Annotated in this window: 10 protein-coding genes; 1 reads left to right on the top strand and 9 read right to left on the bottom strand. The window is 54.9% G+C overall.

Annotation, left to right across the window (positions count from 1 at the left end):
- Nucleotides 1–99: 99 nt before the first annotated feature.
- From KVG88_RS01605 to KVG88_RS01580, 6 genes are all read right to left on the bottom strand, one after another.
- Nucleotides 100–4,833, bottom strand: a complete 4,734-nt coding sequence (locus KVG88_RS01605) for an RHS repeat-associated core domain-containing protein (RefSeq protein WP_217870079.1) — start codon at nucleotides 4,831–4,833, stop codon at nucleotides 100–102.
- 82 nt (nucleotides 4,834–4,915) lie between these two features.
- The gene (locus KVG88_RS01600; RefSeq protein ID WP_217870078.1) at nucleotides 4,916–5,407 is read right to left on the bottom strand and encodes a hypothetical protein; all 492 of its coding nucleotides are present in this window, start codon (nucleotides 5,405–5,407) and stop codon (nucleotides 4,916–4,918) included.
- A gap of 78 nt (nucleotides 5,408–5,485) precedes the next feature.
- Nucleotides 5,486–8,395: a hypothetical protein gene (locus KVG88_RS01595; protein WP_217870077.1), complete on the bottom strand. Its 2,910-nt coding sequence runs from the start codon at nucleotides 8,393–8,395 to the stop codon at nucleotides 5,486–5,488.
- 71 nt (nucleotides 8,396–8,466) lie between these two features.
- The gene (locus tag KVG88_RS01590; RefSeq protein ID WP_217870076.1) at nucleotides 8,467–10,764 is read right to left on the bottom strand and encodes a hypothetical protein; all 2,298 of its coding nucleotides are present in this window, start codon (nucleotides 10,762–10,764) and stop codon (nucleotides 8,467–8,469) included.
- Between the two features lie 44 nt (nucleotides 10,765–10,808).
- The gene (locus KVG88_RS01585) at nucleotides 10,809–13,175 is read right to left on the bottom strand and encodes a hypothetical protein (RefSeq protein WP_217870075.1); all 2,367 of its coding nucleotides are present in this window, start codon (nucleotides 13,173–13,175) and stop codon (nucleotides 10,809–10,811) included.
- A gap of 41 nt (nucleotides 13,176–13,216) precedes the next feature.
- Entirely contained in the window at nucleotides 13,217–14,668 is a 1,452-nt protein-coding gene (locus tag KVG88_RS01580) for a hypothetical protein (protein ID WP_217870074.1), read from the bottom strand.
- A 324-nt stretch (nucleotides 14,669–14,992) separates the two neighbouring features.
- Here KVG88_RS01580 and KVG88_RS01575 point away from each other — a divergent pair, with 324 nt between their 5' ends.
- On the top strand, nucleotides 14,993–20,020 hold the full coding sequence (locus KVG88_RS01575; protein ID WP_217870073.1) for an RHS repeat-associated core domain-containing protein: 5,028 nt from the start codon (nucleotides 14,993–14,995) through the stop codon (nucleotides 20,018–20,020).
- Nucleotides 20,021–20,104: 84 nt separating this feature from the next.
- Here KVG88_RS01575 and KVG88_RS01570 read toward each other — a convergent pair whose 3' ends face one another.
- The 3 genes from KVG88_RS01570 to KVG88_RS01560 form a co-directional block, all read right to left on the bottom strand.
- Nucleotides 20,105–21,574 (bottom strand): hypothetical protein, encoded by a 1,470-nt coding sequence (locus tag KVG88_RS01570; RefSeq protein ID WP_217870072.1) that lies wholly within the window; start codon nucleotides 21,572–21,574, stop codon nucleotides 20,105–20,107.
- Nucleotides 21,575–21,716: 142 nt separating this feature from the next.
- Nucleotides 21,717–23,921, bottom strand: a complete 2,205-nt coding sequence (locus tag KVG88_RS01565; RefSeq protein ID WP_217870071.1) for an autotransporter outer membrane beta-barrel domain-containing protein — start codon at nucleotides 23,919–23,921, stop codon at nucleotides 21,717–21,719.
- Between the two features lie 165 nt (nucleotides 23,922–24,086).
- Nucleotides 24,087–25,718, bottom strand: a complete 1,632-nt coding sequence (locus tag KVG88_RS01560; protein ID WP_225933835.1) for a hypothetical protein — start codon at nucleotides 25,716–25,718, stop codon at nucleotides 24,087–24,089.
- Nucleotides 25,719–26,147: the final 429 nt, after the last annotated feature.

The raw sequence follows: 26,147 nt of genomic DNA, 5'->3' as shown, positions 1-26,147 counted from the left end.
GGAAAACCACGTACTCTAAAAAACCGTCATGGACAACAATGGATACTGACCATGACGGTGAATTAAATAAGACTGAGGATTAGCCGCGAATGATCCTCCCTAATATTCAAACCTGTCTCTATTCCCTTCTCGAACCTCCGATTGCACTTTCTGTACATGAAGGCGCTCCGCTTCACGACGCCAGACTTTTCGCCTTGCCTTTTCAATCTCGGCAAGCCGCGCGTCATATTCTTGAGCCTTTTGTTTTATTATTTTTTTACTGTCGCTAGTAATACCTGCTTTACCAATGTGTCGCCCGGCATATTCATACGCTCTTTCCGCACCTTCGTACTTCGCTTTCTTATCTATATATTTTGCGACCAAAGGAATACTTTTATCATTTATATAACTATTGTAGTTACCGCCCGAAAATTGTTGATCAGCTCTTGTTTTTGCGTCATTAGCATCAGCCTTATATACAGCAACAGCCTTGTCCAACCTGTCTAATTTCTTGTTAGTAATTACATGCAGCGTCTTAGGTTTTTCTGATCCTTTTTTTAAGAACCCGGGAATACGTGACGCACCTCTAGACTCCGTGGTAGCTCGGAATATATTAAATAACGACCCCCCAAAGGCATGCCCGGATGGGTCTGTATTGTTGATTGAATCCCCACCGCAATACATATATCCATTCATCCCCCCCTCACCAAACGGACTCCAACTATCAGGACTATTAAACCGCATCAATACCGGATTAAACGCCCGATACCCATTCCCCAACAAATACCACCCGGTCTGCTCTTCGCGTCGCTCGCCGTTATACCCCAGCGAACTACTCACCGAGGCGTCCTGCGCACGATGTCCATACGCCGAATAAGCAACATCGTTGCGCCCTGTCTTGCCGACCTCGCTGAACACACTGTTCTTATGATCAGTGGCCAGCATCAACGACTTTGGGTCGCCACCGGCCTTGAGCTCTGCGAGCACCACCTCGTCACCGCGGATGAACGTGCTGCTGTCGGCGCCCTTGATCTGGTTGGCCAATTGATCGCCCTGATAGAAGCGTTGCTCCTGGCCGCTCTCTTCGTTCATACCAGCCAGGGTGTCTACCGGGGTATAGCTGTAGCTACGGGGCGCGCCGCCCGATGGGCCACTGACTCTGCTCAAGCGGCCCAATGGATCGTAGTCGAGGGTACGACTGGCTTCATCGAGGATCAGGTGGCCGTTCTTGTTGTACTTCAGCAGGATTTCACTTGGGTAATCCGGATGGTTGTTGATTACCTTGATCAGTTGCGTCGGATCAACCGCGTCGTAGGTATAAATCGCGCGGTTGCTGCCACCCTCAAACGTGGTAATAACAGTGCGCAAGTTGTCCAGTGCGCTGAAAGAAAAAGTCTGTCTGATGATGGTTTTGTTATAGGGGTCAACGGGCAACTGGGGCCCCGTACAGTTGTAGCTGATCAGCCGGCCTCGCGGGTCATACCCGTAAGTCTCGTCGCGAAGCAAACCATCGTCCTCCTTAAGGGTTCGCTGGTCATTGCCGTAAGTCTCGACAACGCATTCCCTAAGGGTTCGCTGGACGAGGCCATCGACATCGTTGTAGGCCTGGGTCAGTTCCTGAATGACCCCGTTGAGATCGAATCTGCGCAGGGTTTCCCGATCAAACTCATCGTACTGCAGCGTAATGCCAACCCGTTGCCCACCAGCGCTGTCAGTGGTGGTAATGCTTGCCGTACGACCCAGGGAATCGTAAGTAAACACAGATGCGGTAGTGCCCAATTGCGTCTGCTCAAGCCGCCCCTTGGTATCATATCGATATGTCTGTTGCTGACGCAGCACATCGGTGTAGCCCAGCAGGCGACCGAGGCGGCTGTAGTTGTAGCTCATGGTGTACTCGACATCTTCCACTGTGCGTTTTTCGCTTTTTTGCTCCCCGGTGCTGTAATAGTCCCGTGTCAAGGTAATGCCTTGTTCCTGACATGAGATCAGGCGCGCATTTTTCGGGTCATAAACGTACGTGGAGTCGTCGAACAAGCCCTCGGCGCCCTGTTGAGGCATTCGCCGCAACACCGGTTCTTCGCCTAGTTGAGGTACATAGTCGTACTCGATCACTTCGCCGTTAGGGGTAGTGACCTTCCATGGTTGCGTTTGTCCGGGCTTGTAGTCGAATGTCTGGATGCGTCCGCCAGTGATCGCCTCGATCCGCCGCGACAAACCGTCAAACGTCTGCTCACCGAGCACGGTGTCGTCGACGCTGATTAACGTTGGTAAATCCTCGCGACTGTGCGGGGCAAAACTGCGGCGCACCACGGCTTCACCCGGCAGTGTATTTTCAATAAGCCGGTCGAAGACGTCGTAGCCATATAGCGTCACGCGCTGCGTCTCACCGAAGCCCACGATTTCCTTGTGAGTGCGGCCCAACCCGTCATAAAAATATTGCTGCAAGCTGACACGCAGCCCGGCACGATCAAAGCGTTCGGTGCGGGTCGGTTTCTCGAACAGGTTGAGCCAGGTTTCGGTGACGCCACTCACCTGCGGACTGACCCCAGCCCCTTCCCGCCAACTACGCTGGATCGGACCTTTGGAGTCCTCAGTACCAATAGGATCGTTTTCCTCGAACGTTTTCACCCCGTCAGGCCCGGTGACACAACGCTGCTGTCCCCAGTCGTCGAATTCATATTCGCTGGTCAGTTCCAGGGCCTCTGTTTCCAGCCAGTCGAACTCGGTTTCCTTGACCAGATTGCCAAAAGCATCGTGCGTTCCTGCGTAGGTCTGGCGTAACGGGCGCCCGGGCGCAGGGTTATCCGCGTCGTCCCGTTCTTCGTAGATCGCCCGGTTCAGCCCGTCGAACCGGGTGATGGTCTTCACTTGCTTGACGTCAAACAACCGTTGCTCGGCTTGCTCTCCGTGACTGGCACACAGGACATATTCATAGTCACGAAACGCCTCAAAGTCAGTACCCGGTGCCACAGTCTCGCGAGTAACCCGCCGCAGTGCATCGTAGGCGTACCGGATTTCGACATCGTTGTCATCGCGATTCAGCAGTGGCTCGCCGTTGAGCAATGAGTGCTGCAAGGTGATGATTTTCTGCACATTCTTTCGGTCGGCGAGATGTTCGAATCCTGTGACTGTCTCCACCGTTTGTAGCACACTTTCCTTGAACGCGGGACTGTCGAGTTTGCTGTAGGCGTAGTCAGTGATCGTTGATTTTTCGTTCATCGTTACCGTCTGGCGCGTGACGCGGCCATGCAGGAATGCGTTGACCGGCTCATTGGCGTGCTCAAATGCCGTGTGTTCCAGCTCGGTTGCGCTGCTGCCTGCCATCTGCGCCAGAATCTGATGTTCGACCGTGAGCCAGTTACCCAGTTTGCTGCTCGGCAGCGCTGGCAAGGATTTGTAGGTGAAACGGGTGCGCAAAGTGGGAGCCTGGCCATCGGCCGATGCGGCCGGGGTGACGGTTTTTTCCTTGAGCTGTCGAACGAAGCCTTCGGGGTCGGGCGGGCAAAAACCCTCTTCTCCGGCCGCGGGATACCAGAGACTGGTTTCGACCACGCCATTGGTCTGGGTCTGGGTCAACAGGTTGCCGAAGTTGTCATAGGTAGAACTGACGGTTTCGCTACGGCGCTTGTTCGGGTTATTCAACAGCGACCAACTGGTCTTGTTTTCCTTGGGTAACTGGCAGTAATTGGGCTGCTGCTCGAAGGCGACATTTGGCGACAGGTAGTACGTAGTGTCGACCGTCTGCACGTTGTTGTTCTGCGTCGTGGTTTCGCTGGTGAGTAAATGGAACTGGTTGAACTTGCGATCGATGCTGCGCGCCGGTCGGTCATTGACGAACAGCGTCTCAACGCTGCTGTACTCGTAGGAGCCGATGTACTTGTAGAGGTTATCGAGCCCGTCATCGGCCCAAGACACGGTAAGACCGTACCCCAGGAAATTTTTGTCCTGGGGGTAGGTGTAACGCACATCAATCGTCGGCTGGCTGAAGCCCGGTGTTGAGAGGTGCCGGGTAACCCGGGGCAATGGCGTGCGACCGCTGCCGGTGGGGAACTTATGCCCACCATCCGCATAGAAGACCTCTTCGCGGCCACCGGTGGGGGTGTCGACCTTTTTGATGCACAGGTGACCAAGAACCATTTCGTAATCAAAACGCCAGGAAGCCAGGTTGTCAGTGGGCAGGCTGATCTTGCTCACATATCTTTCAGCAGTTGTCAGGGTCATTACGAAACGCGCCAGCGGGCCCCCATCCGGGCCGCCAAAAGGCTGCAGCAACACCTCGACGAATACACTTGCGCGCTTGATCGTCAGCAGGATGTTGTCGGCGCCATCCTTGATCCACGCCAGCATCGGGGCGTTGTTGTACATCTCGTAGCCGAGTGTGACCTTGTGCCCTTCGGGTGCATACATCTCCACCGGCAACGCCACCCGGTTCTGTGCACTGCCCATCAATCCCAGAACCTCCACCAGACCGGACTTGTGCACGACCCGGAATTGGTCGACGCCCTCTTCGTAGAAATGAAAGCTGTCGAGTTTCTTTTCTTTCATGGTCAATTGACCGCTGACACTGTCGCGTCCGGTGACCTTGAAAGTTTCACCACTGCTGAGCGACAACACCTGGTTGCCCGGGGTGTATTGCGACAGCTGCAGATTCCACCCACGGCCAAAACCGCTGTCCAGGGTATTGAGCGGATTGAAGCTCAGGGCCAAGGGAACGCCCGGCCCGCGCAGGTCGTTGGTTTTGACATCGGGCAAACTGATTGACACCGTGTATTGCCCGGTGCGCGGGTCAACGCCGCTTTGCAGGAAGCTCATGAAGTTGAAGGCGTTGGAGTGTACGGAAGTTGAGGTGGTCATTTTGAAGTCCTCAAGGATTAACTGACATTGCAAGGCAAAGCCTGATGTATGTGAACAAGCGAAGATGAGGGGTTTACTGTTATTAACCAGGAGCAGAGCCCGTAATCCTCACACAACTTAACTCGTCTTTCTGGTCTCCTCCCTTAACGACTTTGCTTGTAAGAATCACCCCTCTCACCACGATATCATCTACATTCATCCCCTTCAGATCGCCAATTCTGATCCATCCCGTCGATACGGGATCGATATACGTTTTCAAATGAAACTCCCACTGACTGGAAGTATCGTCACAAAAATCATCTTCCAGAGAAAAAATGGTAGCCGAACGTACATTTTCGAGTCGAAAATAATTTAATCTATCACGCCTGCAGTAATCCGGACTTGTATTATCCAGGTTGTGATTTTTTTCTCCCGCGATAACTGTAATCCCACAACCATTGCCCGAGCCATCCGCTTCTGGCGACAACTGAATCACCCCCGAACTCTGCGTCGACTCATCTATCTTTGTTTCGGCGCAACCACCAAGCGCGACAGTCATCAAAAACATAACCAACCAAAAGTTAATTGCTTTCATGGCATAACTCCTACTCTCTTGGAAATTGATCTTGTCTAGATATTCGCTCTGCAATTCAACTCAAGAACTGCATTTCTTTTACCCGGACGGAGTAAAGAGTGTATGCATCAGTCTATTACGACTACCCACTACGCTAGGCGCCAGAAAACCAATTTGTCGACGGTGCCTGTTACCATGCTTATCAATTAACTCGACAGCCATATTTCGATAAAGCTTATCCCTGTCCAGATCTCCGGCACGCTGATATTTAACGCGATCAGTTCGATGTAGCGTAATGACAAGCGTTCCCTTCGCAAAATTTAACTTATCTATATCAATATCTAACGACTCTTGCCTACGGACAATGCTTACTAGTGCTTGGTCGAATTGAACTTTCCCATCCACTGCGGGCGCATTCGAATCCTGAAAAATGTATCCTGTCCAACTGAACATGGTTTCCGCCAGTTGCTCGCTCTCCCACCGAATCATTGAGCGCGAAGGAAGCTTGAGACGATCCTCGGGCGGAGTGAACAAAAACTCCACCGTTTCGAAAGTTGTCCCCCGAATGCCGGGGCTTCCCGTGTATTCCAAACTCCAGTAGTCGACAGTCCTCAAATGAAAATCGAAATCATCTTCTGGGTTTGTCGGGTCATTCGGGTCTGGATTGCCTGAACCTCCGTCAACCCTGACCTGTTTCAAGGTGTAATCGCTGTGCATGAAATCAGGAACCGCCAACGGTGTCAGTTCAATCTCAGCGTTTGTAACCGCTTTATCCTTCGACCGATACGTTCGATCGTTCGAATCCCCCACCAATGATGCATAAAACGTCCTGGTCTGCCCGGCGCGCTCACGTGTATGAACATAAAAATCCAGTTGATTCATGATCGGGTCTGGCGGATCGTCTTGCGACGCACTTCTGGGAATAGCCAGTTCAAAGCGATTGGTGATCAACCGCGCACGCCATTTCTCGTCATCGTTCGCGGGCATACCCTCAAGGGCATCATCGACGAACTCCATCTCGTCATTCGCGGAGTCCTCCACCAACTTCATGCTGGCTTTTTCAATCACACTCAATGGGTAGGCAACGTCGCCCACCGGCGTAGTCTCGACCTTCACTTTCGTGTACAGCTGCTGGTAGCCGTTGCCAAACAGCGACCCCTGGCGTTCACCGTCAAGCCCGCCTGGCACCGTGATAGTGAATGTCGTGAGGTCCGTCCAGGTCGGTTCCGGATCGAGTTCACTGAACTCGATGACGCTATAACCGCTGGACAGCACCACGCCGTTACGCACGATTTCGCACTGCACCACGCTGCTGGAGCTAACGCCTTGCGCCGGCGCGGTGAAACGCCCCTTCACATCGACCGAACCGCCGCCGCTGATGACCTTCCAGCGCCGGGGAACACCAGGCAGCAGTGAGGCATCGTCCTTTAACTGGACATTGTCGAAGTGCTTGAGCGACGGCACATAAGGCGGATCAACTTTCAGCTGTTGCTGTACGTTGACCAGCACCAGCGAGGACTGACGCTTTTCACCGCCCGAGGCTTCAACCCGTTGCACTACCAGGCCTTTAGTTCTGGCGCGGGCGTCGGGGGTAAAACGACCTTGGTTACCACTCTGGACCAAGGCGCCATACTCGGGGGGCAGCAACGACCAGGTTACGGGCACAGCGCCGGCTGTCGAGGCAGTCAACACAATGGGTTGCACTTGAGTTCCCGCGGCAAAGGTCGATACCCGCGGGGCTACCGTCATTTCATCAAAGGCCACCAACAACAGTGCCGAGGCCTTGTAAGTGACACCCCCGCTGAGGTACTCGGCGGTGACCACAACGTGCAGCGAATCATGTCCGATCAACGCTGTGGAGACGGCGGTGTACAGGCCGTTGGCAATCGTGCCGTGCCCGGCTTGGGTGTGGCTCTGCAGGCTGACCGCGCTCCAGTTACTGGCCGTAATGGTTTGCCCTTCCCAGTTACGTAAGGTGAACTGCTGCGTGTCACCGGCCTTGAGTGTCTTGAAGGCTGGCTCCAGCGAGATACGGGTTCTTTTAGGGCTGATATTACCGAACACGCCAAGATCATGCGGCACATGCCGCTCGCGTTCTTCGAACATGTTTTCGCCCGGAAACAACAGGTTATTCAGTACATCCAGCTGACCGTCTTCGATGTATTCAATCATTTCTTTGGACAGAATCATCGACGCCGAATATCGGTAACTGCCGTCCAACTCCTGGTCATCAGGAATCAGATAGGGAAAACTTGCATCCGGTGGAAACCGCCCTTCGCTTGTATTGCCCAGTAATTTAATGAGAACCACCACACCGCCATCGCCAAAGTTCAACGCACCTTGAACTTTGGCCCCTGGCGCTGCCTGGGTGAGAATGCGAAATGATGTCGGAGTCAGGTAGTTGTATCCTTTTAAATCCAACATCCCCAACTGAAAAACGCTGCGATGTTGTGGCAGTGCTTCGAAGCGTTGTTTGAAAAAATCAGCAAACCGTGCATTGGCCGCCTCGTCGTCGCCGGCCAAATTGCAACGAAAGTTGACGCCTTGGGACAAATTCAACTTGACCTTGCCACGCTTGTCGATTTCACCGACGACCAAGGATAAGTCAATGTCCATTACCAGCTTGAACTCTTGTTGCTCGGCAATATTAAATGCCGACAAAAACACTCCCTGCGTACCCGGTGTTTGGCGTGACGCAGTGTACCGGCCGGCAATAATATTCATCGTTAATACAGCGGTCGAGTTGGTCAGTGAAGCGGTATTGAACGAGAGCAACGGTTGTCCAAGACCTATACTTTTCAGTTCAACAATATCGTAGCTTCCCTCTCCCTGCGTAATACGCCCGGAAAATGGCGGCAGAAAGCTGTAGCCATCGAACCGCTCAATGTATTGTTGTTCCAACAATCCATTGACCCGGCTACGACTAAACACCGAAACAGCACCCCAGCCCTGGGTCACCGAACCCTGCCGCATCCGGACAAGCAAACTTTGGAGCGAATTAACAGACATGATAGTGCCCTCTGCCGTTGTTCGAAAAAACAAAGCAAGTAATGACGTTTATATATCAATCAAACCCAATATTATTTAGTCAGCGCGCTAATTACCGTAGGAAAATCCACCAACGGCAGTGGCAATATTAAGTGCCCCTCGAACTTACCGAATTCACCGGTATCCGCCACTGCATTAATTAATACAAACCGCTCCTTTGTTCCTATGTCTTCGCTATAGAGACCTGCCTGACTGATTGAACCCGGGCCGTCGACGGGTAGCGACCATACAGGATTTACGGCGTTACCGTTTATATAAGCCTGCAACTGGACTTGTCCTTCTGGCAGGTTCGGGTTTTCAACGGGTTTTACCGTAATAAGAGGCTCGATCTGTAAGACCAATACATAGGCGGATGCCGACTCAATGCCTTGGCTGTCTTTCACTTCTATTTCATCAAGCACATAGGTTTTGTTCGAAACCTTCGACCCGGCAATGTAGGTGCGACCTCCGGGTTGGTCGCTAGCAACTAGTTGGCCGCTCTCACCCGGTACAGGATTTTTAATCGACCAGTTCAGTGGCATTCCGTCGAGCTGCCCCGCCGAAAGTTCTACCTGCTGCCCGTAGTAACACAACTGGATTTGCGGGTTGATGGTAATCGGGTTCGCCTGCACCGTGATCAAGGTCACGCTGCGTTCTCCGGTCCCGGTGTCCGTGGCAATGGCCAACACGCGAAGGTATGAGCCACCCATCGCATGAGCCGCCGGTGCGCGATACTCGCCTGTTGTTTCGTTGATTTGTCCCGTTTCACCGCCGCCCCCCGAAAGAGGCTCCAGCGTCCAGCGCAAGTTTTCACGCACCGGTTCCGTAGTCAGTTGCAAGCGCTTGCCGGCAACCACCAAGGGTTGCTGCTGGACGATCTCGAACGACGCACCGGACGCATGGATCTGGCCAAATAGTGCTTGATCAAAGGGCAACGTCACATGGGACGCTTGCAACGTACTGCCGCCGACGATATCAACATCCGTCAGGTAATCTTCAGAAGCACGGGTCGTCAACGTGCTGGAGAACGCCTCTAGCAATGCTCGCTTGACCGCATTGGTGACGAAGTCCTTGATTTGCTCAACTTCCCCAGCAGGCAACGAAGGCAGCCCGGATTCAATGGTAACTTCTTGTGTATGGGTATACGGCGTGGACAATTCGCCTTCCATGCCCGACGCGCCAGACTCTTCCGCCCACAAGCGAAACTCGTGCAACAGATGGGTGCTGATCTCTACCGTGTAGGACTTCCAGGTGGTACCTCCCAGCGGGCGGTATCTGAACGGCAGGCTGGCCTTGCCTTGCCAACGTTGCACGACCTGGTTCTGGTCAAATTCGATGGTCAGCGGCATGGCGCCCCCTACAGTGGGCAAGCTGAACGGATCGGATTCGAACCGGTATTCACTCGTTTCATAATCAGTGGCAGCCACTTGCAGCCCCCCGCGGCGGGCGACCATTTTTGCCAATGAGCCCGCTTCGTCGGCAATATGCTCGAAGTCAGCATCATCCAGCATTTGCAGCAGTGCATGGCCGAATGCCGCGCGATGGATTAACGCTCGGGAAAACAACTCGGTCGCGGAATAACTGTGCTGCGCATCATCGTCCGGAATCAGGTACTTGAAACCAGAGTTGTCCCCCGGAAATGACCCTGCGGCGCCATTGACCGAACGTGCAAACAAAATCACGGCACCGCTCTCATCGACGGTATCGGGAATCTGGGCAGGTGCGTTGCGATGCTGTGTCCGTACATCGATGCTGCGGGTAAACATGAAAGGGTTGCCTTGATCAGGCAACGCCGCCAGAGCGTGAAGCCTTTTCTGATCGGCCAAGCGGTCAAACCACTCTTTGAACAACTTCCCGGCTTCGCGTTGCTCAGTAGGCGTACGGAACAAGGTCAGCAATACGTCCTCGCTGTTGGCCAGGTCCAGCACAACATTTGCAGCGTTTGTGCCCAGCGGTATGTCCAGCGTCACGTGGGAGCCATCCAGTGGATCCAGGGCGGTAAGGCTATGGATTTCTTTGTGGCCCTGGACCGTTTCCACCATCATCTGCGTCCCCCCGACAACTGCCAGGCTCAAGGCCGTTTTCGCACTTTGCAAGGAGGCACGCTGGAAGGACAACATGGGCGCCGCCAACCTGAAACCCGACAAATAATGGGTAATGTTGGTGTCGGGGATATCCATCGAGCCTGTGATCACACCCAGATCATTGCCCTGGCTCAGGCGAATAATATGGTCGTGCTGCAAGCCCAGGTTCAGCTTGTGTCCATCCAGCGCAACGATCTGGTCCCAGCCCAACATTTGCGACGTGTCTTTCATCCACGCCAACAGACTTTCCAATGAGTTACTGGCCATGGAAGGTGCTCCCAGTGAAGAGTTATCAGTCTGATTTTGGGTATTCATTGGCTCATAATCTCAAGCCACTGTGGGAACTCGACCAGGGGCAGCGGCAGAATCAGATGGCCTTCGGCAAGCCCAACAAAATCAATTTCCATCTTGAAAAGGATTAGCGCATATCGCCCGGTAGCCGCAGGATCCGCCCGGTACACACCTGTCGCTTTATCAATGGTGCCCTGCCCCGTGAAGGCCAAGCTCCAGTCGCCTCGGCCATCGGGCACTGTGTTGCCATTCACTGAGGCCTGTAACTGGACTCGACCTTGCGTAACATCGGTAGAGAGAATCCTCACGCTGACCATTGGTTGTTTCTGTAACGCCAGAACATGCATCGAGCGAGTACCACCCGTGCTGGTGTTCTTCACTTCAACCTGATCGATTACATAAGTTTTGGTCGTCACCACTGGCCCATGGTGATAGGTCCGATCGCCACCCGGTTTGTCACTCGGCTTTAACTCACCGCTCTCACCGGGAACGGGATTCTTGATCGACCATTGCAAGTTCCCCGCACCCAGCACACCCGCCGACAGCTCAACGGTGGCACCGACATCGCAGACCTGGATCAGGGGATGGATGGACAGTTCATCGACCACCACCGTCACCAATGCCGAACTGAAATAACCGCTGCCCGGGGCCGTCGCCGTGACCCGAACGCGGGTGAAACGCCCCTTGATGGTCGACGCTGCCGGGGCCTGATAAACACCGCTGGCATTAATAGTCCCGGGAACACCGGGGCCTTCCACCAGGTTTTCCACCTTCCACTGCACACCAGCCACCACGGGAGCGGTTGCAAACCGCTGGGAACCGCCTGCCTTGATGATTGGTTGCATGGGGTCGATCAGGAATGAAGTTTGTTGGGGATTGATGCGGCCGAAAAATCCGATGTCGTGAGGGGCGTAGATTTCGTTGCCTTGAATGGCTTGGCCGAAGTTGAGCGTTAAGATCTCTTGAATTGTTTCTGTAATTGATATCTCTGTGTTTAGTCGCTCATCAAACTCAGCTTTAAACCTCTCAAAGATCATCTCTGTTAAATAAACTGCGGTAACCAGAGGAAGCAGTACGATTAGCAAAATGTCGTACCAGAATTCGCCCTCATCACCCCCTGTGGCGGATTCAAAACTAGTACGCGGTACGAATTGAATACCTGTTCGACGCAACAGCACACCACTATCCGATTGCTCAACCGAATACTCCACCAGCAATTCAAATTCCAGTTTGAACCTGAAATACCCTGGAGCCTGCCCGGCAGTTAAAAAAGTAAAGTCAATTATGGTCGAGGGCTTCCATCCGATTAAAACTTTACTATCCAAAAGCTCAACAGTGAGTTTGTTCAAATCCTTACTCAAGAAAGCACCTGGCGAGGAATTCATCACAATTTCAATTTCCTCTCCGGAAGACAAGGTAATTTTTTTTGTAATTTCGAGTTCAGGAACTAAAAGTTCTCCACTGTTCAATACGGCCGTTTTCAACTCCCCGTCTTGATCATAAATATGTATGAATTCATCGCTCTGCAAAAGATTAGAAACCTCGCGTAGAACCGGGTCAGCTATCGTTCGACTGGAGTCCAACAACACTGTTGCCGAATAGTCCTTCCCCTGATCATCAGGAATCAAATATTTGTAATTTTGACCCGGAAAGTTCCCTCCCAAACGCTTTTCCATCCTGACTAAAGCAAGTACAGCACCATCACCGAACTCGGGAGACTTCGGATCCCGTGCCGCCGGCGAGCTGCTCGCCTGAGTTCGCAACTCAAACGACAATGGACGCATCAGCTCATTCGTCCCCCGTTCAATCTTGCCCAACTCATAAACCCGCTGATCATCCGGCAACTGGTTGAACAAATCCTTGAAGAAGTCCCCACCCAACCGTTGCTCATGCTGCGTTTCGGCAAACGTTAACCGAAAGTTATCGCTCTTACTCAAATCCAGTTTGACCCGCCCATCCTGGTCAACATCACCAGACACTTCATTCAATAGCAAATCCAGATAAAGTTTCGGCCCTTTCAACGGATCTATTTCATCCACCTTATAGGCTTTCCACCCTACACTTTCTTTTTCCAGGGTGAGTTGACTCCCCCCCATGACCGACATTGTCAGCAAGGCCTTGGAGTCGTTGAGATTAGCGTTTTCAAACGACAGAACAGGCACATCCATCACAAAATCGTGTATCAGTTCCATTCGTTTATTATCAACAATCATCACCTCCCCCCTTACCGCGGGAAGATAACTATGATCGCGAAAGCGCCTTATATATTCCTGCACTACGATCAGATTGGTCCTGCGACGTTCCAAAGCCACAACAAGCCCCCAGCCCAACATGCGCGAACTGTTCTTCATCCAGGCCAAAAGGCTGGCAAGCGAATTACCTGACATAATAATCACCTCATTAAGATTGAACGACTACCAGCCGGAGACTACTCAACGAGCCGGGGGGATATCATAGGAAGTTGCTTGTAACTGAAGCCTCCATCAAAACTGGCTTCGACGGTCACATTGAACTGCTGATTGAGTGTCAGTTTCGCCAAAAAAGTGCGAGGCAGTTTCGCCTGGATTTCGCCTTCCAAATATTCGTCTTCGGTAACTACTTCAGTAGCACCGACGCGAACGTTAAATGTTTCCTCCACGTCGCCCGCCTGAAGAACGCCTTTGGCGTATATCCGTAACCGCTGCCCTTCGGCCATCGATACCCACGCTCGCAGTCGAACAGTCACGGCATCGCTAACGGTCTTTAACGAAACTTCAGCGTTGGATGCTCCAGGGGGGGAAGTGATCTGGAGGGTTGGCCACCCGCTGGTCAGATTCTTGATTTGCAAATCGTAGCGCCGGGATTTAACGGCTTTCTCACCCGGCGGTGTGACTTCATAAAACACATACAAACGCTTACCCAGGTTCGCAGGCACATAGCGTTTAGGAATCTTGAATGTTTTCGGATCGCCGAAATCAGGGTCGGCCATGTAATGCCCCCCCGGTTGGAAACCATCGAAGACCATCTGCACCTTATCGTTCGAGCCGATCACCGCCTCCTCAGGAAGCAGTATGGTGATGCCGTTCAAGGCGTTGTGGCCCAACAGGAATCCTTGGTAGTCGTCAGGCCCGTCGGGTGTAACACCGACGATGATGGGCGGCGGCAGGTTCAAGGGTTTGCGCAGCATCAACGGCAATGTCAGCGAAGCGCCCGCACTGCCCAGCCGGGCATACTCATACATCAGGCTCACTTCATTGCCGCTGTTGGCTGCCAGCCACGCATGGCCGAAGGGGATTTGCAGTGTCTGACTGTCGATAGTCGTCTGATCGACGTATATCGCAATGACCAAGCGGGATTCGCCCATGGCGTGCAGCATCACGCAGTCACCTACCTGAATGCCGGCATACAACTCAATGCTCAGCGTGATGCCGTCCGGGTAGGCGTCGGGATCCAGGGTGTCACCAGCAAAGTCCTTGATTGAAAGGCGCGGCAGCAACTCGGGGCTCGATTTCTCGACAATGTGTAAGGTTTGCTTTTCCGACACCGTGGCAACAGTCGGCGTGACATAGGCGATGCTGTAGCTCGCCTCAATATGGTCACCTGTTTGAAGCTGTTGCAGTGCATCTTTTGGAACCGTCCAGTAAACGGGTTCGCCGATGTTTTCGGCAGTCAGGGTTCTGGGTCGCTTGAGCGTTTCTAAGTAGTCGCTTCCATAAAAAATATCCACGCTCAATGTCACCACATCTCCCACCGACATCGCCTGATATGGTGGCGCTACGACCGTCGCTCCGTTAATACCTAGTTTATCGGGGTCCAGCTCAAGGTTATGTGACTCAGTGAACTGAGCAACCGGCAGTAAAACCGTCGTGTTGTCAGGCGAGGTCGGTGCTGTTGCCATCATGCGAACTCCCTTGCGTTCCCTGCATGGATGTCGGTTGTTAACCGGGCGTCAGTCAGGTTGCTGGTCATCGATGGCTAGTTTGTACGCCTTGTTTTGCGGCCTGCCTACTATCAGAACTGATAGGTTACCCGGCGTCGATCGGCTGATATTGTTTTTGCCGAACGCCTGTCACCCGTTATTGCACGTCAGTAAACACCGGCATAGGCTGGCCGTTATCGCTGCTTTTTGCCTGCCGTCGTTTTGAGGTAGTAGTCACAGATATTGTTGATCCCTACAGGTGTTCGAACCGCTATTTTACCCGCCGACATGTAGAGGTTAATCACAATGACTGCCACCAGTTCCGTGTCCTCTAATGCGCTTAACTTCATGAGTTCAATGGAGAATGGCGTTGATCCACGCACCGGTTTGTATACGGTTTCGATCAGCTTCCCCGAGCTACAAACCAATGATTTACGCGGCCCGGGATTTGGCCTCGCGTTGGCGTACAGTCCGCTCAACACGGTGGACAGCGGATACGGCATGGGTTGGAACCTGCAGTTGTCGCAGTACACGCTGAGTAGCAATATTCTTTCGCTGAGCACCGGCGAAACTTTCAAGGTTACTGGAACCGACAGTACCAGTGGTCAGTTGACCATGAAGGAAAAGAAGCTCGACAGCTTCCATTTCTATCCGGAAGGCACCAACCGTTACCGCGTCATGCACAAGTCCGGTCTGGTCGAGATCCTGGAGGTTTACGGCAGTTCGCAAAACCGTGTGGCGATGCCCGTCGAAATTCACTCGCCCACCGGGCACAAGATCACCCTCGATTATGAGACGTTCGATGGGGTTCACCTGATCCTGACATCGGTCAAGGATGATTCGGGTCAGACCCTGCTGAGCATCAAGCGCGAAAGCGCCTCCGTCGAATTGTTACAGCTACCTTTTGACGGGCCGGATGGCAGCCCGTTGGCGCGCTACGTCATGACCCTGAATACGACCGACAGACGCGTCGCCAGTATCAGCCTGCCCCAGACCGGACTGCCCGACGACCCGCTGGCGTCCTGGCGTTTCAAATACAGTTTGGTCAACGACCAGCTTTGTATGTCCCAGGTAGAAACCCCCTCGGGCGGACGTGAGGTAATGTCCTATGAAGACGGTGGCCATCAGTTCCCGCCTGCAAGTGGACGCAAACCCCTGCCCCGCGTAACCCGTCATGTAACGCACCCGGGGTTCAATCAACCGTCGATTGAGGTGCGCTACACCTACAAGCGCCAATCGAGTGATGTCGAAAAGAACTTCCTCGGCTTTGGTCTTCCCATTGCCTGGACTGAAGACGGACTCGACAACCTTTACAAACACACGGGTTCCTATGAGTACGCCACCGTTGAAACCCTGTGGGTTGACGACAAAGCGCAACGCAAAATCGAGCGCTCCTTCAATCAGTTCCACCTGCTGACCCGCGAAGCCACCACCCAGGGCAACAATGTGCAAACGGTCGAGACCGAGTACTTTCTAACGCCGGGCGCAAGCTACGATCAACAACCCAACTATTGCCAGATGCCCAAGTCGGTCAAAACCACTTGGTCGCAACTCGACAACCCCAACCGCCGACGCGCTGAAACCGTCAGCAGCACGTACGACAATTTTGGCAACATGCGCACCCAGACCCAGGCCAACGGCGTGGTCGAAACCAGTCTCTGGTATCCCGCGGCCGGAGAAGAGGGTTTTTGCCCGCCCGACCCCGAAGGCTTCGTGCGTCAGCTCAAAGAAAAAACCGTCACCCCGGCCCCCTCGGCCAACGGCCACGCACCGACCTTGCGCACGCGTTATCGCTACAAGAAATTGCAGGCGCTGGGGGGCAGCTCCCTGAAAGAATGGCTCACGCTCGACAACGAGGTGGTGCTTGAGGTAGAGGGCAGCGGTGAGACTGAACTTGAGCGTACGGTGTATGAGCACTTTGATGAGCCGAGTGATGCGCTTCGGCATGGTCTTGTCAAATGTCAGACGGTCACATGCAACCAAAAATCCACGCATATCAAATTTGACTACTGCAAGCTCATCAGCCGTCAGTTCAACGTGCCGGTGCAAGAAACCACGCAAACTGTGAGCACCGATTTCGATGGCGTCAGCAAGGCTATTGTGCAACAGCATTCGCTGCTCACCTCGCACGAATTGATGAACCGTATCGATGGCGTGGAAACCCACTACCGCTACGACATCCTGGGGCGTCTAACCAGCGAAGTGGTGGCCCCCGGAACAGACTTCGCCGCTCTTCGCGAATACGGGTACGTACTCAGCACCCAGCACGGACAACAGATCGAGCACATCAGCATCAACGCAAAAAAAATCAAGACTCGCAGCGTGCTTGACGGCTTGGGTCGTTTGATTTTCCAGGAGCGGGATAACGTTAATCCCAGTGCCCCGACTCGCATGTACCAGACGCTTGAAGCGCTTTACGACGGCAGGGGCAATCTGGTCGAACAGAGCGATTTCGACTGGCTTGATGGCGTCGTGCTGAAGCTCACGAGCCGCTTTCTCTATGACGACTGGGCTGAGCAATCCGTGGTGATCGGCCCCGACGGCGTCGAAGGCCATCAGCACATTGACCCTATCGGTACGGAGGAATCCCGCGGGCCGATCCAGCGTATCTGGATGCAAAGCCCAGGGCCAAACCCGGCTATCAGTGGTTTGAACGAAACCTGGACGAACCTGTTTGGCAAACCGACCCGCACCGCGACGCTGGATGCTGCCGGGAAAGAAATCGCGACCGAGACGTTCCTCTACGACGGACTGGGCCGAACCACCCAGCACAGCGATCCGTTGAAACTGATCACCCATTACACCTATGACGCCCAGTCACGCCTGGTCAGCAGTACGCTTCCCGACGAGAGCGTCATCAAACGTACCTACGCCGCGCACAGTGCGGCGGAGCTGCCGGTGGCCTTGAGCGTGACCGACAATGGCGAAGTCATTCCCGTGGGTGAACAAGAGTTCGATGGCCTGGGCCGCCTGACCCGGACCACCACCGGCAAACGCACCGAGTTTTATACCTATGAAGCTGGACAGCCGCAGGTCAAGACCCGGACCACGCCCGCCAATGACACCATCGAATACGACTACAACCTGACCCTTACCGGGCAACCGATCAGCAGCACTGCGCGGGACGAAAAAGCCACCTTCGGTTTTGACACAACCAGCGCACGTCTGACCCAGGCAAGCAATGAACAAGGCACACGTCAGTACCACTACAACATCGCTAACCAATTGCTCGGCGAAACCTGGGTCGACAACGAGGAAAAAACCTGGGAAACCCTCTACTCCGCTTCCATGCAGGGCCGTCAGCTCAAGCGTACAGAGGTGATACAAACCGGCAACCCCGGGCTGGATACCGTCTATACCTACGACAGCTATGGTCGAGTCAAAAACATTGATCAAGGGCAACTTTTGGTTACGGTTGAGTACAACCGCCTGGGGCAAACCAGCAAAACCACCACCCGGGACCTGACAGCAAACACCACCCTGGAGACTGAGCTCACGTATGACGACCAGGGCCGCGAAACCCTGCGTAAGCAGACGTTGACGGGGCAAAAAACACGCACCCAGGAGCAGGTCTGGCAACCGGACGGCCTGCTGCAGAGCCGGCACCTGAAGCAAGACGGAGACAGTTTGCTCGAGGAAACATTCAGCTATGATCCTCGCGGCCGACTGACGAAACATGAATGTGGGAACAGCCCTAATCTGCCCCGGGACAGCGAAGGCCGCCCGTTCAAACAGCAGCTTTTTTATTTCAGCGCACTGGACAACCTGAAGACCGTTACGACAACGTTCCCGGACGACAGCCGCGAACGGGCGATGTTCACCTACGCCAGCGATGATCCCTGCCAGCTGACAAGCATTGTCTATACACCGGCCAGGCCCAACGGCAACCCGTCGTTCACCTACGACCCCAATGGCTGCCAACTCAACGATGAACATGGGCAACTGTTGACCTACGACAGTCAAAACCGCCTGCTCGGTGTCGTCGCCGCCAGCCGATCCGTTAGCCAGTACCGCTATGACAGCCACGACCACCTGGTCACCTCGCAGCAGGGCAGCGCAAGCGAGACTTTGCGTTTTTATCAGGGCGAGCAGTTGAGCACGGTGGTTCAGGACGGCCGCCTTACCCGCCTCCTGAGCAACGGCGAGCAGCCACTGGGGCAACAAGTGGCAGGTGACAGCGCGCAGACCCTGTTACTGCAGACCGACGCCAACTTCAGCATCATTGCCGAAAGCCAGCAGAGCAATCTGCGTACGGCTGTCTACAGCGCCTACGGCGACCGCCACAGCGACCAGCCGATGTTCAGCGTGCGGGCGTTCAATGGTGAAGTGCGTGAAAACACCGGTTGGTATTTGCTGGGCCGTGGTTATCGGGCCTACAACCCGGGCACGAAACGTTTTCACAGCCCGGACTCGCTCAGCCCGTTTGGCAGTGGTGGTGTGAATCCTTATAGCTACTGTCTGGGTAACCCGATTGCGCTTCGCGATCCGACCGGGCATTCGTCGATCGGCTACAGTGGCCGGCCACGGCGGCCGGATGAAGGGGCTGTGCCTGGGCGCGCAGATGGGGGCGGGGGCGGCGGTTGGATAGCATGGATTTTTGTCGTAGTGGGCGCAGTGGCCACTGCCGCCGCAGTAGCCGCAACAATAGCCACTGCGGGTGCCGCCACTCCGCTCACCGGTGCTGCTGCTACTTTCACCATGACGAAGGCGGCGGCATTGGGGGTCGGCGCAGCACTTGGGGGGGCCTCAACGATTGCCAGTGCGGTTAACGCTGCCACCGGTGACAAAACAGCTGGCGAGGTTGCGCTTTATTTGGGGCTGGCTGCGCTACCGACTGTCGTAGTAGGGGGAATTGCTGGTTCTGCCGCTGCTGCTGCATCTGCTCCACACAAAATCGGGTCGGTTGCGTTTAGAGCTTTTGATAAAATGGTGCAACGCTTGAAACCTCCTTCGATTGGAGTTATGGAAGGCTTTGGCAACTTCTATGATCCCGCTACGCGTGGAGCTTTATTGGGTGCCTCCACCGCGGTGCAAACTGCCGCTAGCGTCAGCAGCTTAACCGACGATGCTGCTCTGAGCGCATCGACATCCATCAAATCGCTGGCATTGAACCCGATAGCATTGGGCGGCCTAACGAAAGTTGCCCAATCTGCACCGGCTGATTCGAAAGCTTTTAGCAACCTAATCAAGGTTACTCGTGCTCCAAAGGTTGTGAAGCAGGCTGCAGCGCAGGCAAATACAACTGTAAATGCCCGCTCAACATCCAATTTCGCGAGTACGGTTTTTAAAGCAAAAACAGTCCCGGAGGTTGTCATCTCAACAATCCGAAGTTAGCTTCTCATTAGTGTTTGGCAACAAGAGCATAGCTTTTCTTGTTGCCAAACATACTTCATGTCACTACAACCTGCTCGAGTAGCGTCAAGCCACCAACGTCGGCGTCAACGACGTAAACACCTGCCACGTCAACTTCCCGTCAAAACTCACCCGCACTCGCACTTCAAGCTGATTATTGAGTTTGAAGCGCTGCAAATTCGCCTTGGTAATCTGCCCCACATCAATCGTCTGGCCTGCTGCCGGCACCGGGAAATCGGTCACAACGGGAATGTCGAGTTGCTGGTTGCTCGTACTGAGCCCCCTCACCACAATCGTCACAAATTGCTCTGTGCCCATGTGCGACCAGCGCCCAAGCGTGAACTTGGCAACCCCGCCATCAGGCACACTTGCCACGCTCAGCCTGCCGCCAGTCACCTTGTCGCATTGAACGGCGGGCGTGCCGGTCAACCTTTCGACTCTCAGGTTGAAGGGATTGGATGTGTGCGGGTCAACGACACCGGGTTCGATCACCTCATAACCCACAACCAGCGTTCTGTTGATGTGGTACCTGACCTTTTCGCTGGGGATGTGATAGTCCTTGGAACCTGGCAATATCGGCGTGTTGGTTCGATAACTTCCGGGCGTGCCTTTTTCTCCCCACAACACGAACACCCCCTCACCCTCGTAAATCACCGCCTCGGATGGGATCGTAACCGTGACCCCGTTCATGGCCTTGAGCGGGTCCAATATGCCGCTGGGGGCTGTAGTACTCAGCTCCTTGATAGTCACATGGGGTAGAACACGCGGGATCGGTGTGGCCGCAACGTCCAGCTCGACAGAATCGGAGCGTGAGCTCGGGTTTCCGGCACGGTCGTGCACCTGATACCACACGTAGCGTAGGCCATCGCCCCGGCTGCGGATCAAATCCCCGGGCACCGTAATGGTCACCGGCGCTGAGTGGTTTTGGTCATCGAGCTCGATGACACCGCCCTGCTCCAGGCTGCCCGGGGTTGAGCCCCAGTACCAGGTGATGCGGTCCCATGGCCGGGGTGTCGTATAAGCGGGAAGACCGGCCTTTACCTCATCGCCGTTTTGCTCGAGGTAGCGCGCAGTGAGTTTGTCGGGGGGGGATACTGCTGGGGGAAACGTCAGATGGCTGGAGGCGTTAAGCACCGGTTCCTGTTTATCGACGGTGACCGTGTAGGGAAACGATCGGGCCGGCACGCCGAGATAGTTGGTCATGATAAAGCTGATCTGTTGCTCTCCATGGGGCAACCTGTCGGCGGGAATCTCAACGTAGTAATCGCCGGGCGACATGGGTAGCGTCCATGTTCTGGAAGCGATGATATTGCTCTCGTTGTCACCCAGGAAAACGTCTACCTGCTCGCACCCAGGGGGCGGAGGGAACTCATACCAGGCTTTGAATTCAAGCCTCAGCGGGTTCGCCGGGTCAACCCATGCCGAGCGATGAAGCAGGTTGCTTTCACCTCCCGGCTTGTTGGGCAATGGTTCCGGCCGTGTCCATGGCGCCGTCATTGTAGGGTCGAGCTGATTGATAGAGCTGGATGCTGACATTTCATGTTCTCCTTGCTGAAAATCGGACGCGCCGAAACAAGGAGTCCGGGCATCCGCCAATCCTGATGAGCAGAACTTTCAACGCCGCGGCAGTACAGGCTCCGGGCTTGGGCCCGATGCCTTTCGTCATAGGACGATGCGCTTACCAGAGATAGCGCAGGCCGACGTTGGCCCCCCACGGCTGTTCAAGCTTGTTGCCATTGCTGTAATCGAAGTCGGCATGAATCGACACCTTAGCGCTCAGCGACACGGCGACACCGGCACCCAGCTCTCCACGGGAACCCGAGAGGTCGTTATTAAAGGTGTTGTTGTTGACCTTCACTTCATTGTTGTTGGCGAACTCGTGCACATACGCAGCGCGAAGATAAGGCTGCACGGTCATGTCATCCCACTGGAAGTTACGCCCGGCGGTTGCGCCGGCCTTGGCCAGCAACGAATGAGTACGATCGCCTTCAGCGGACAGGCCGTTATCCAGGTCGTAGTCCTTGCCCTGAATGACCACGCCGGACAGTTGGGTGAAGGGTTCAACAAAATAGTCATCAGCCAGTTTGATGTGTCGACCGAACTCAAGCGACGCACCGACGCCATGGCTGTCGTAATTGCCCTGGGTCTTTTTGCCGTCGCTGAGGCGTACATCGGATTCGTTCTCGAACCGGTTGAACTTGAGCACGCCATCGAAGTAGTAGCCGCTCGATTCATCCAGCCAGGTGGTGTAGGCGCCCAGGTAGTAGCTGTCGATGGTGCCGCTGGTGCCACGACTCAAGTCCAGATCGGATTTGCTGTAACCGCCCAGCACGCCCACCAACCACTGCCCGTCACCCATCGGCAACGGTGCATCGGCACCGAACGACAGGCCTTGCTGAACTTGCTGGTAGGCAACGCCCGAGCTGGCGTCAACGTTGAACTTGTTGCCGTAGGCACGTATCCAGCCACCGGCCTTGCCGTGGTCCATGCGCACTTCGCCCATGCGGCTGCGCAGCGTGCTGAGTTCGCCATACCAGGCGGTTGGCGCTGCGTTGAACAGCGCGATCACCGATTGAGTGCCCGGGCTGATGGTGCGCGTGAGGGTATTGAGGTACCAGTCGGTGCTGCCCAGTTTGATCAGGTCATAGGAGAACGCGCCGAGGTCAACACCGCCACCTGCCAGGCTGAACGTGGCATCACCGCCGCCGATATGCACCACCGGCGTAGCAGCCGAGCTCGCTGGCTCGGTCCCGCTGGCATCAATTGCAATGGTGTGGTTGCCAGTGGCGTTGCCGGCCACGGTCAAGGTGTCGACCTGGCCGGTCTTGAAGTCGGTGTGCATGAAGAACGTACCGCCGGTGCCCGACAATGTCCCCACGTTCAACTTGAAGAATTCGCCGGGGTTACCGAACTGGATGGCACCACCATTCATGTCCAGGTTTTGCACCGATCCGTCACCGACCATCACCCAGCGCGCGTTGCTGTTAATGCCCAGGTCCTGCACGTTCTGCAAGCGTCCGGTCAGGGTCGCGGAGTCTTCCAGCACTACATTGGCCGTACTGCCGTCGTCCGCGACGATATCGCCGGTGAGGGTGCTGTTGCCAACCCGCAAGTTACCTTGCGCGCCTCTGCGCACATCCATCAGGATGCCGTTGCTGCCGTTAAGCGTCGAGCCATTGAGGACCGCAATATTGACCTGGGTCGGGCCAACATTCAGGGTGTCGACAACAATCGCCGAACCGTTCAAACCGGTGACATGGCTCTGGTTCAATTCGAGCTTGCCCGGACTATTGACCACTGCGTCGGGCCTCATCTCGATGCCATGCTGATTGCCGCTAATGGTGCTGCCGATGGCCTCTACCGAGCCGCCGGAAATCCGCATACCGGCTGCGGTAGCACCGGTCCCGGCGACAGTGGAACGATTCAGCGTCAGCTTGCTCAGGCCCGTGATCGAGGCCCCCGTTATACCCCCGCTGATTGTGCTGTCACTCACGGTTGCAGTGGACCCTTGGGTGGCCGCCGCGTTACGGGTAACCGAGAGACCTGCCTGATTACTGGAAATAGTGCTACGGGCAATGTTTGCAACGCTCGCATTGACCGCCACACCGAGGGCGCTCCCGGTTGCCTGTACGGTGCTGCCATTGAGGTTGAGGGTGGAGTTGTTGACGGTGATGTCACGGGTCTGTGCGCCATTGGCATTGAGCGTCGAGGCACCGTTCAACACGTAGTTATCCGGCGCGGTGGAGCCATCAATGGTCAGAACCTCGCCCGGGTTAAGTACCCGCGCGTGGGTCATTTCACCGACCAGTAAAAAGGGCGTGATGGATAATAGCTTCAGGGTAATGGCGAGCGGATGAAGCTTGAACGATTGAACCTTGGGCATATCGGCACCATGATTTAGCAAAGATCGAAAGCGGCGCAGGCTATAGAACGGGACGCAGCCGGTATGTAGGACTAATCCGAAAGAACCTGCCCCACCCGCTGCAACCTGGGAGACGGATGCACCAGCACATCCGCCTCCCATTGCCATGACGGTTTGCTTGCTAACTCAAGGATTTGGCGCCGGTACGTTGCAGCTCCCCTCACCCTGTGACAGCCCGATTTCGGTGCTCACGGGTGTCGGCAATGCAGATTTGCCGATGATGGTGTACGACACCTCGACGAGTCCCAGCGGCTTCTCTTTGGACCAGGTGGGCAGTACATGCGTGGCATAGGGTTCGATGAGCCAGACAATACCGTTGGCGGCCTGATCATCGGTGACGTTGGTGAATGTGTGCGTTTTATTGGCGGCTGGTACTTCAACCGGACTGGAAGCGTCGGTAAACGCCTTGTACTCCGCTTTAACGGTGTCCCCTGCCTTCAGTTGCGCACTCGGCGGGATCCTGAACTCAATGCCGTAACTGGTATTCCCGACATTCCAGCGCAGTGACATACACGTGATTCTGTTGTTTGGATTTAGATGCTGGGGTACTGCCGGCGGCAAATAAATTTTCAGGAAAGCGACATCGACCTCGGTGCGATTTTCCGGCTCTTGCGGGTTTTTATGGTTCGCGTTCGTCAGCACGTACCAGACAGGCATGGTGGCACTGGCGCCTTCACCGCGAATGAGGTCCCAAACGAGAGGAATCTCGATAATGTCCCCTTCTGTGTCTTTGGTTACGTTAATGACATAAGGGTCGCCGATGGGTGTGCCATTCCACATGACCTGATACGTGTCGCCGTCATTCAATGGTGCTACGAGTTCAATCTTGGCAAAAACGTCCTTGTCCTCATCTGTTTCGATCAATGTGTTGTCTACGCCTGACTCGCCAACGATGGTGACTTCCTCAAGGTTCGGATTGCCAGGTTCAGGGTTCGGGTTATCGGGCCCGGTGTTGGAAAGGTTGCAGACAACGCTGATGATCGCGGATGGGTAAGGCTCTAAACCACGGTACACGATGTACTGAACATCGGTATCCACCGCACCTGTGGCTACGCCATACGCCGTCTTGATGTGGTCCCAGGGGACGAAGAAGCTGTGGGTTACCGGATTGCTGCCAACGGGCAAGCGGCCCTCGACTTCGGTATCGCCCCATTTGAGGGCGATCTGATCGGTGTCTTTGCCATTGGTAATTCTGCCGAACCTGACAATAACACCGCCGTTGACGATGTCTGAGCGCAGCAATTCTCCACCGGTTGCATCTGTGACCTGCGGCGCCGGTAATGGCGCGGGCGTTGGACCAAGCGCCACGGACATCAACTCATACAAGGAAAGAGAACTGACGTTGCCGGCCTTGTCGATCAAGACATAGCCACCGCAGCATGCACCGTCCCCCGCCGCGATGAAATCGTCTTTGTGGATTCGTACCGTGCCGTTTGCACTGATGGCCTGGGGGCCACGGAGGGTGATGTCTGAGGGGTCTTCTGGCAGCTCTCCTTTGATCCAGCCAAACATCACCGTGACGTCGGCCTGATCACCCGTCCAACCAGGGATCGTAAATTCCAGAAAATCATTTGTACCAAACGTGGCGTCGGTAATCGGTGGCGTAAAAGAGAACCCCATTTTGGCCGGGGGAGTCGCGCCATTGGGCGGGACCTTGTCGATGTGAATGGGCACCCGAGGGGATTCGTCCGGCGTAAAGTCATAGTTTATATGTTGGTACCTGAGGTCGAACCCGCCCTCGTTCTCCGGCGCCAGCATGAACGCGCTTGGCAAGCTAAATAGCAGTGGCTGCCAGGCAGTACCACCGGTATACGTGCGCTCGGGAGGTAACGTCCACCACTCGTTACTGCCCTGCGGGCGATTTGTAGTCTGAATGTGTCTGTTTCACCGGGAGGTGGTAAGCTGCCGAACCACGCGCCAATTTCGATGGATTGATCACTATCGAGACTTGTCCTGGGAATAAGCCCGTCGGGGTCCCCGTCAATCACAATCCCCCTCACGTCCGGGGCTTGGACCTCCAGCGGCGCTGCCCCGCCGGAAGCGGTTTGGCCTGCCGCAAGCTGCTGCTCTTTTTTATCTGAACCTGCCATGTTGTCGCTCTCCGTATTCAAAACCTGGCGCCATGGATTGCCATGGGGCTTGGGCCGGAAAAGCAGACCGAATACTACCGGGCACTACCCAAACGCA

The organism is Pseudomonas azerbaijanoccidentalis (assembly GCF_019145495.1).
Taxonomy (GTDB): domain Bacteria; phylum Pseudomonadota; class Gammaproteobacteria; order Pseudomonadales; family Pseudomonadaceae; genus Aquipseudomonas; species Aquipseudomonas azerbaijanoccidentalis.
This window is presented reverse-complemented; position numbering and strand designations above follow the sequence as displayed.

Excerpts from the sequence above, each read along its gene's own strand:
- KVG88_RS01575 (WP_217870073.1), top strand. The coding sequence starts at position 14,993 with ATGACTGCCACCAGTTCCGTGTCCTCTAATGCGCTTAACTTCATGAGT.
- KVG88_RS01590 (WP_217870076.1), bottom strand. The coding sequence starts at position 10,764 with ATGGCCAGTAACTCATTGGAAAGTCTGTTGGCGTGGATGAAAGACACG.
- KVG88_RS01560 (WP_225933835.1), bottom strand. The coding sequence starts at position 25,718 with ATGCTGGCGCCGGAGAACGAGGGCGGGTTCGACCTCAGGTACCAACAT.
- KVG88_RS01570 (WP_217870072.1), bottom strand. The coding sequence starts at position 21,574 with ATGTCAGCATCCAGCTCTATCAATCAGCTCGACCCTACAATGACGGCG.
- KVG88_RS01595 (WP_217870077.1), bottom strand. The coding sequence starts at position 8,395 with ATGTCTGTTAATTCGCTCCAAAGTTTGCTTGTCCGGATGCGGCAGGGT.
- KVG88_RS01580 (WP_217870074.1), bottom strand. The coding sequence starts at position 14,668 with ATGATGGCAACAGCACCGACCTCGCCTGACAACACGACGGTTTTACTG.
- KVG88_RS01600 (WP_217870078.1), bottom strand. The coding sequence starts at position 5,407 with ATGAAAGCAATTAACTTTTGGTTGGTTATGTTTTTGATGACTGTCGCG.
- KVG88_RS01585 (WP_217870075.1), bottom strand. The coding sequence starts at position 13,175 with ATGTCAGGTAATTCGCTTGCCAGCCTTTTGGCCTGGATGAAGAACAGT.
- KVG88_RS01565 (WP_217870071.1), bottom strand. The coding sequence starts at position 23,921 with ATGCCCAAGGTTCAATCGTTCAAGCTTCATCCGCTCGCCATTACCCTG.
- KVG88_RS01605 (WP_217870079.1), bottom strand. The coding sequence starts at position 4,833 with ATGACCACCTCAACTTCCGTACACTCCAACGCCTTCAACTTCATGAGC.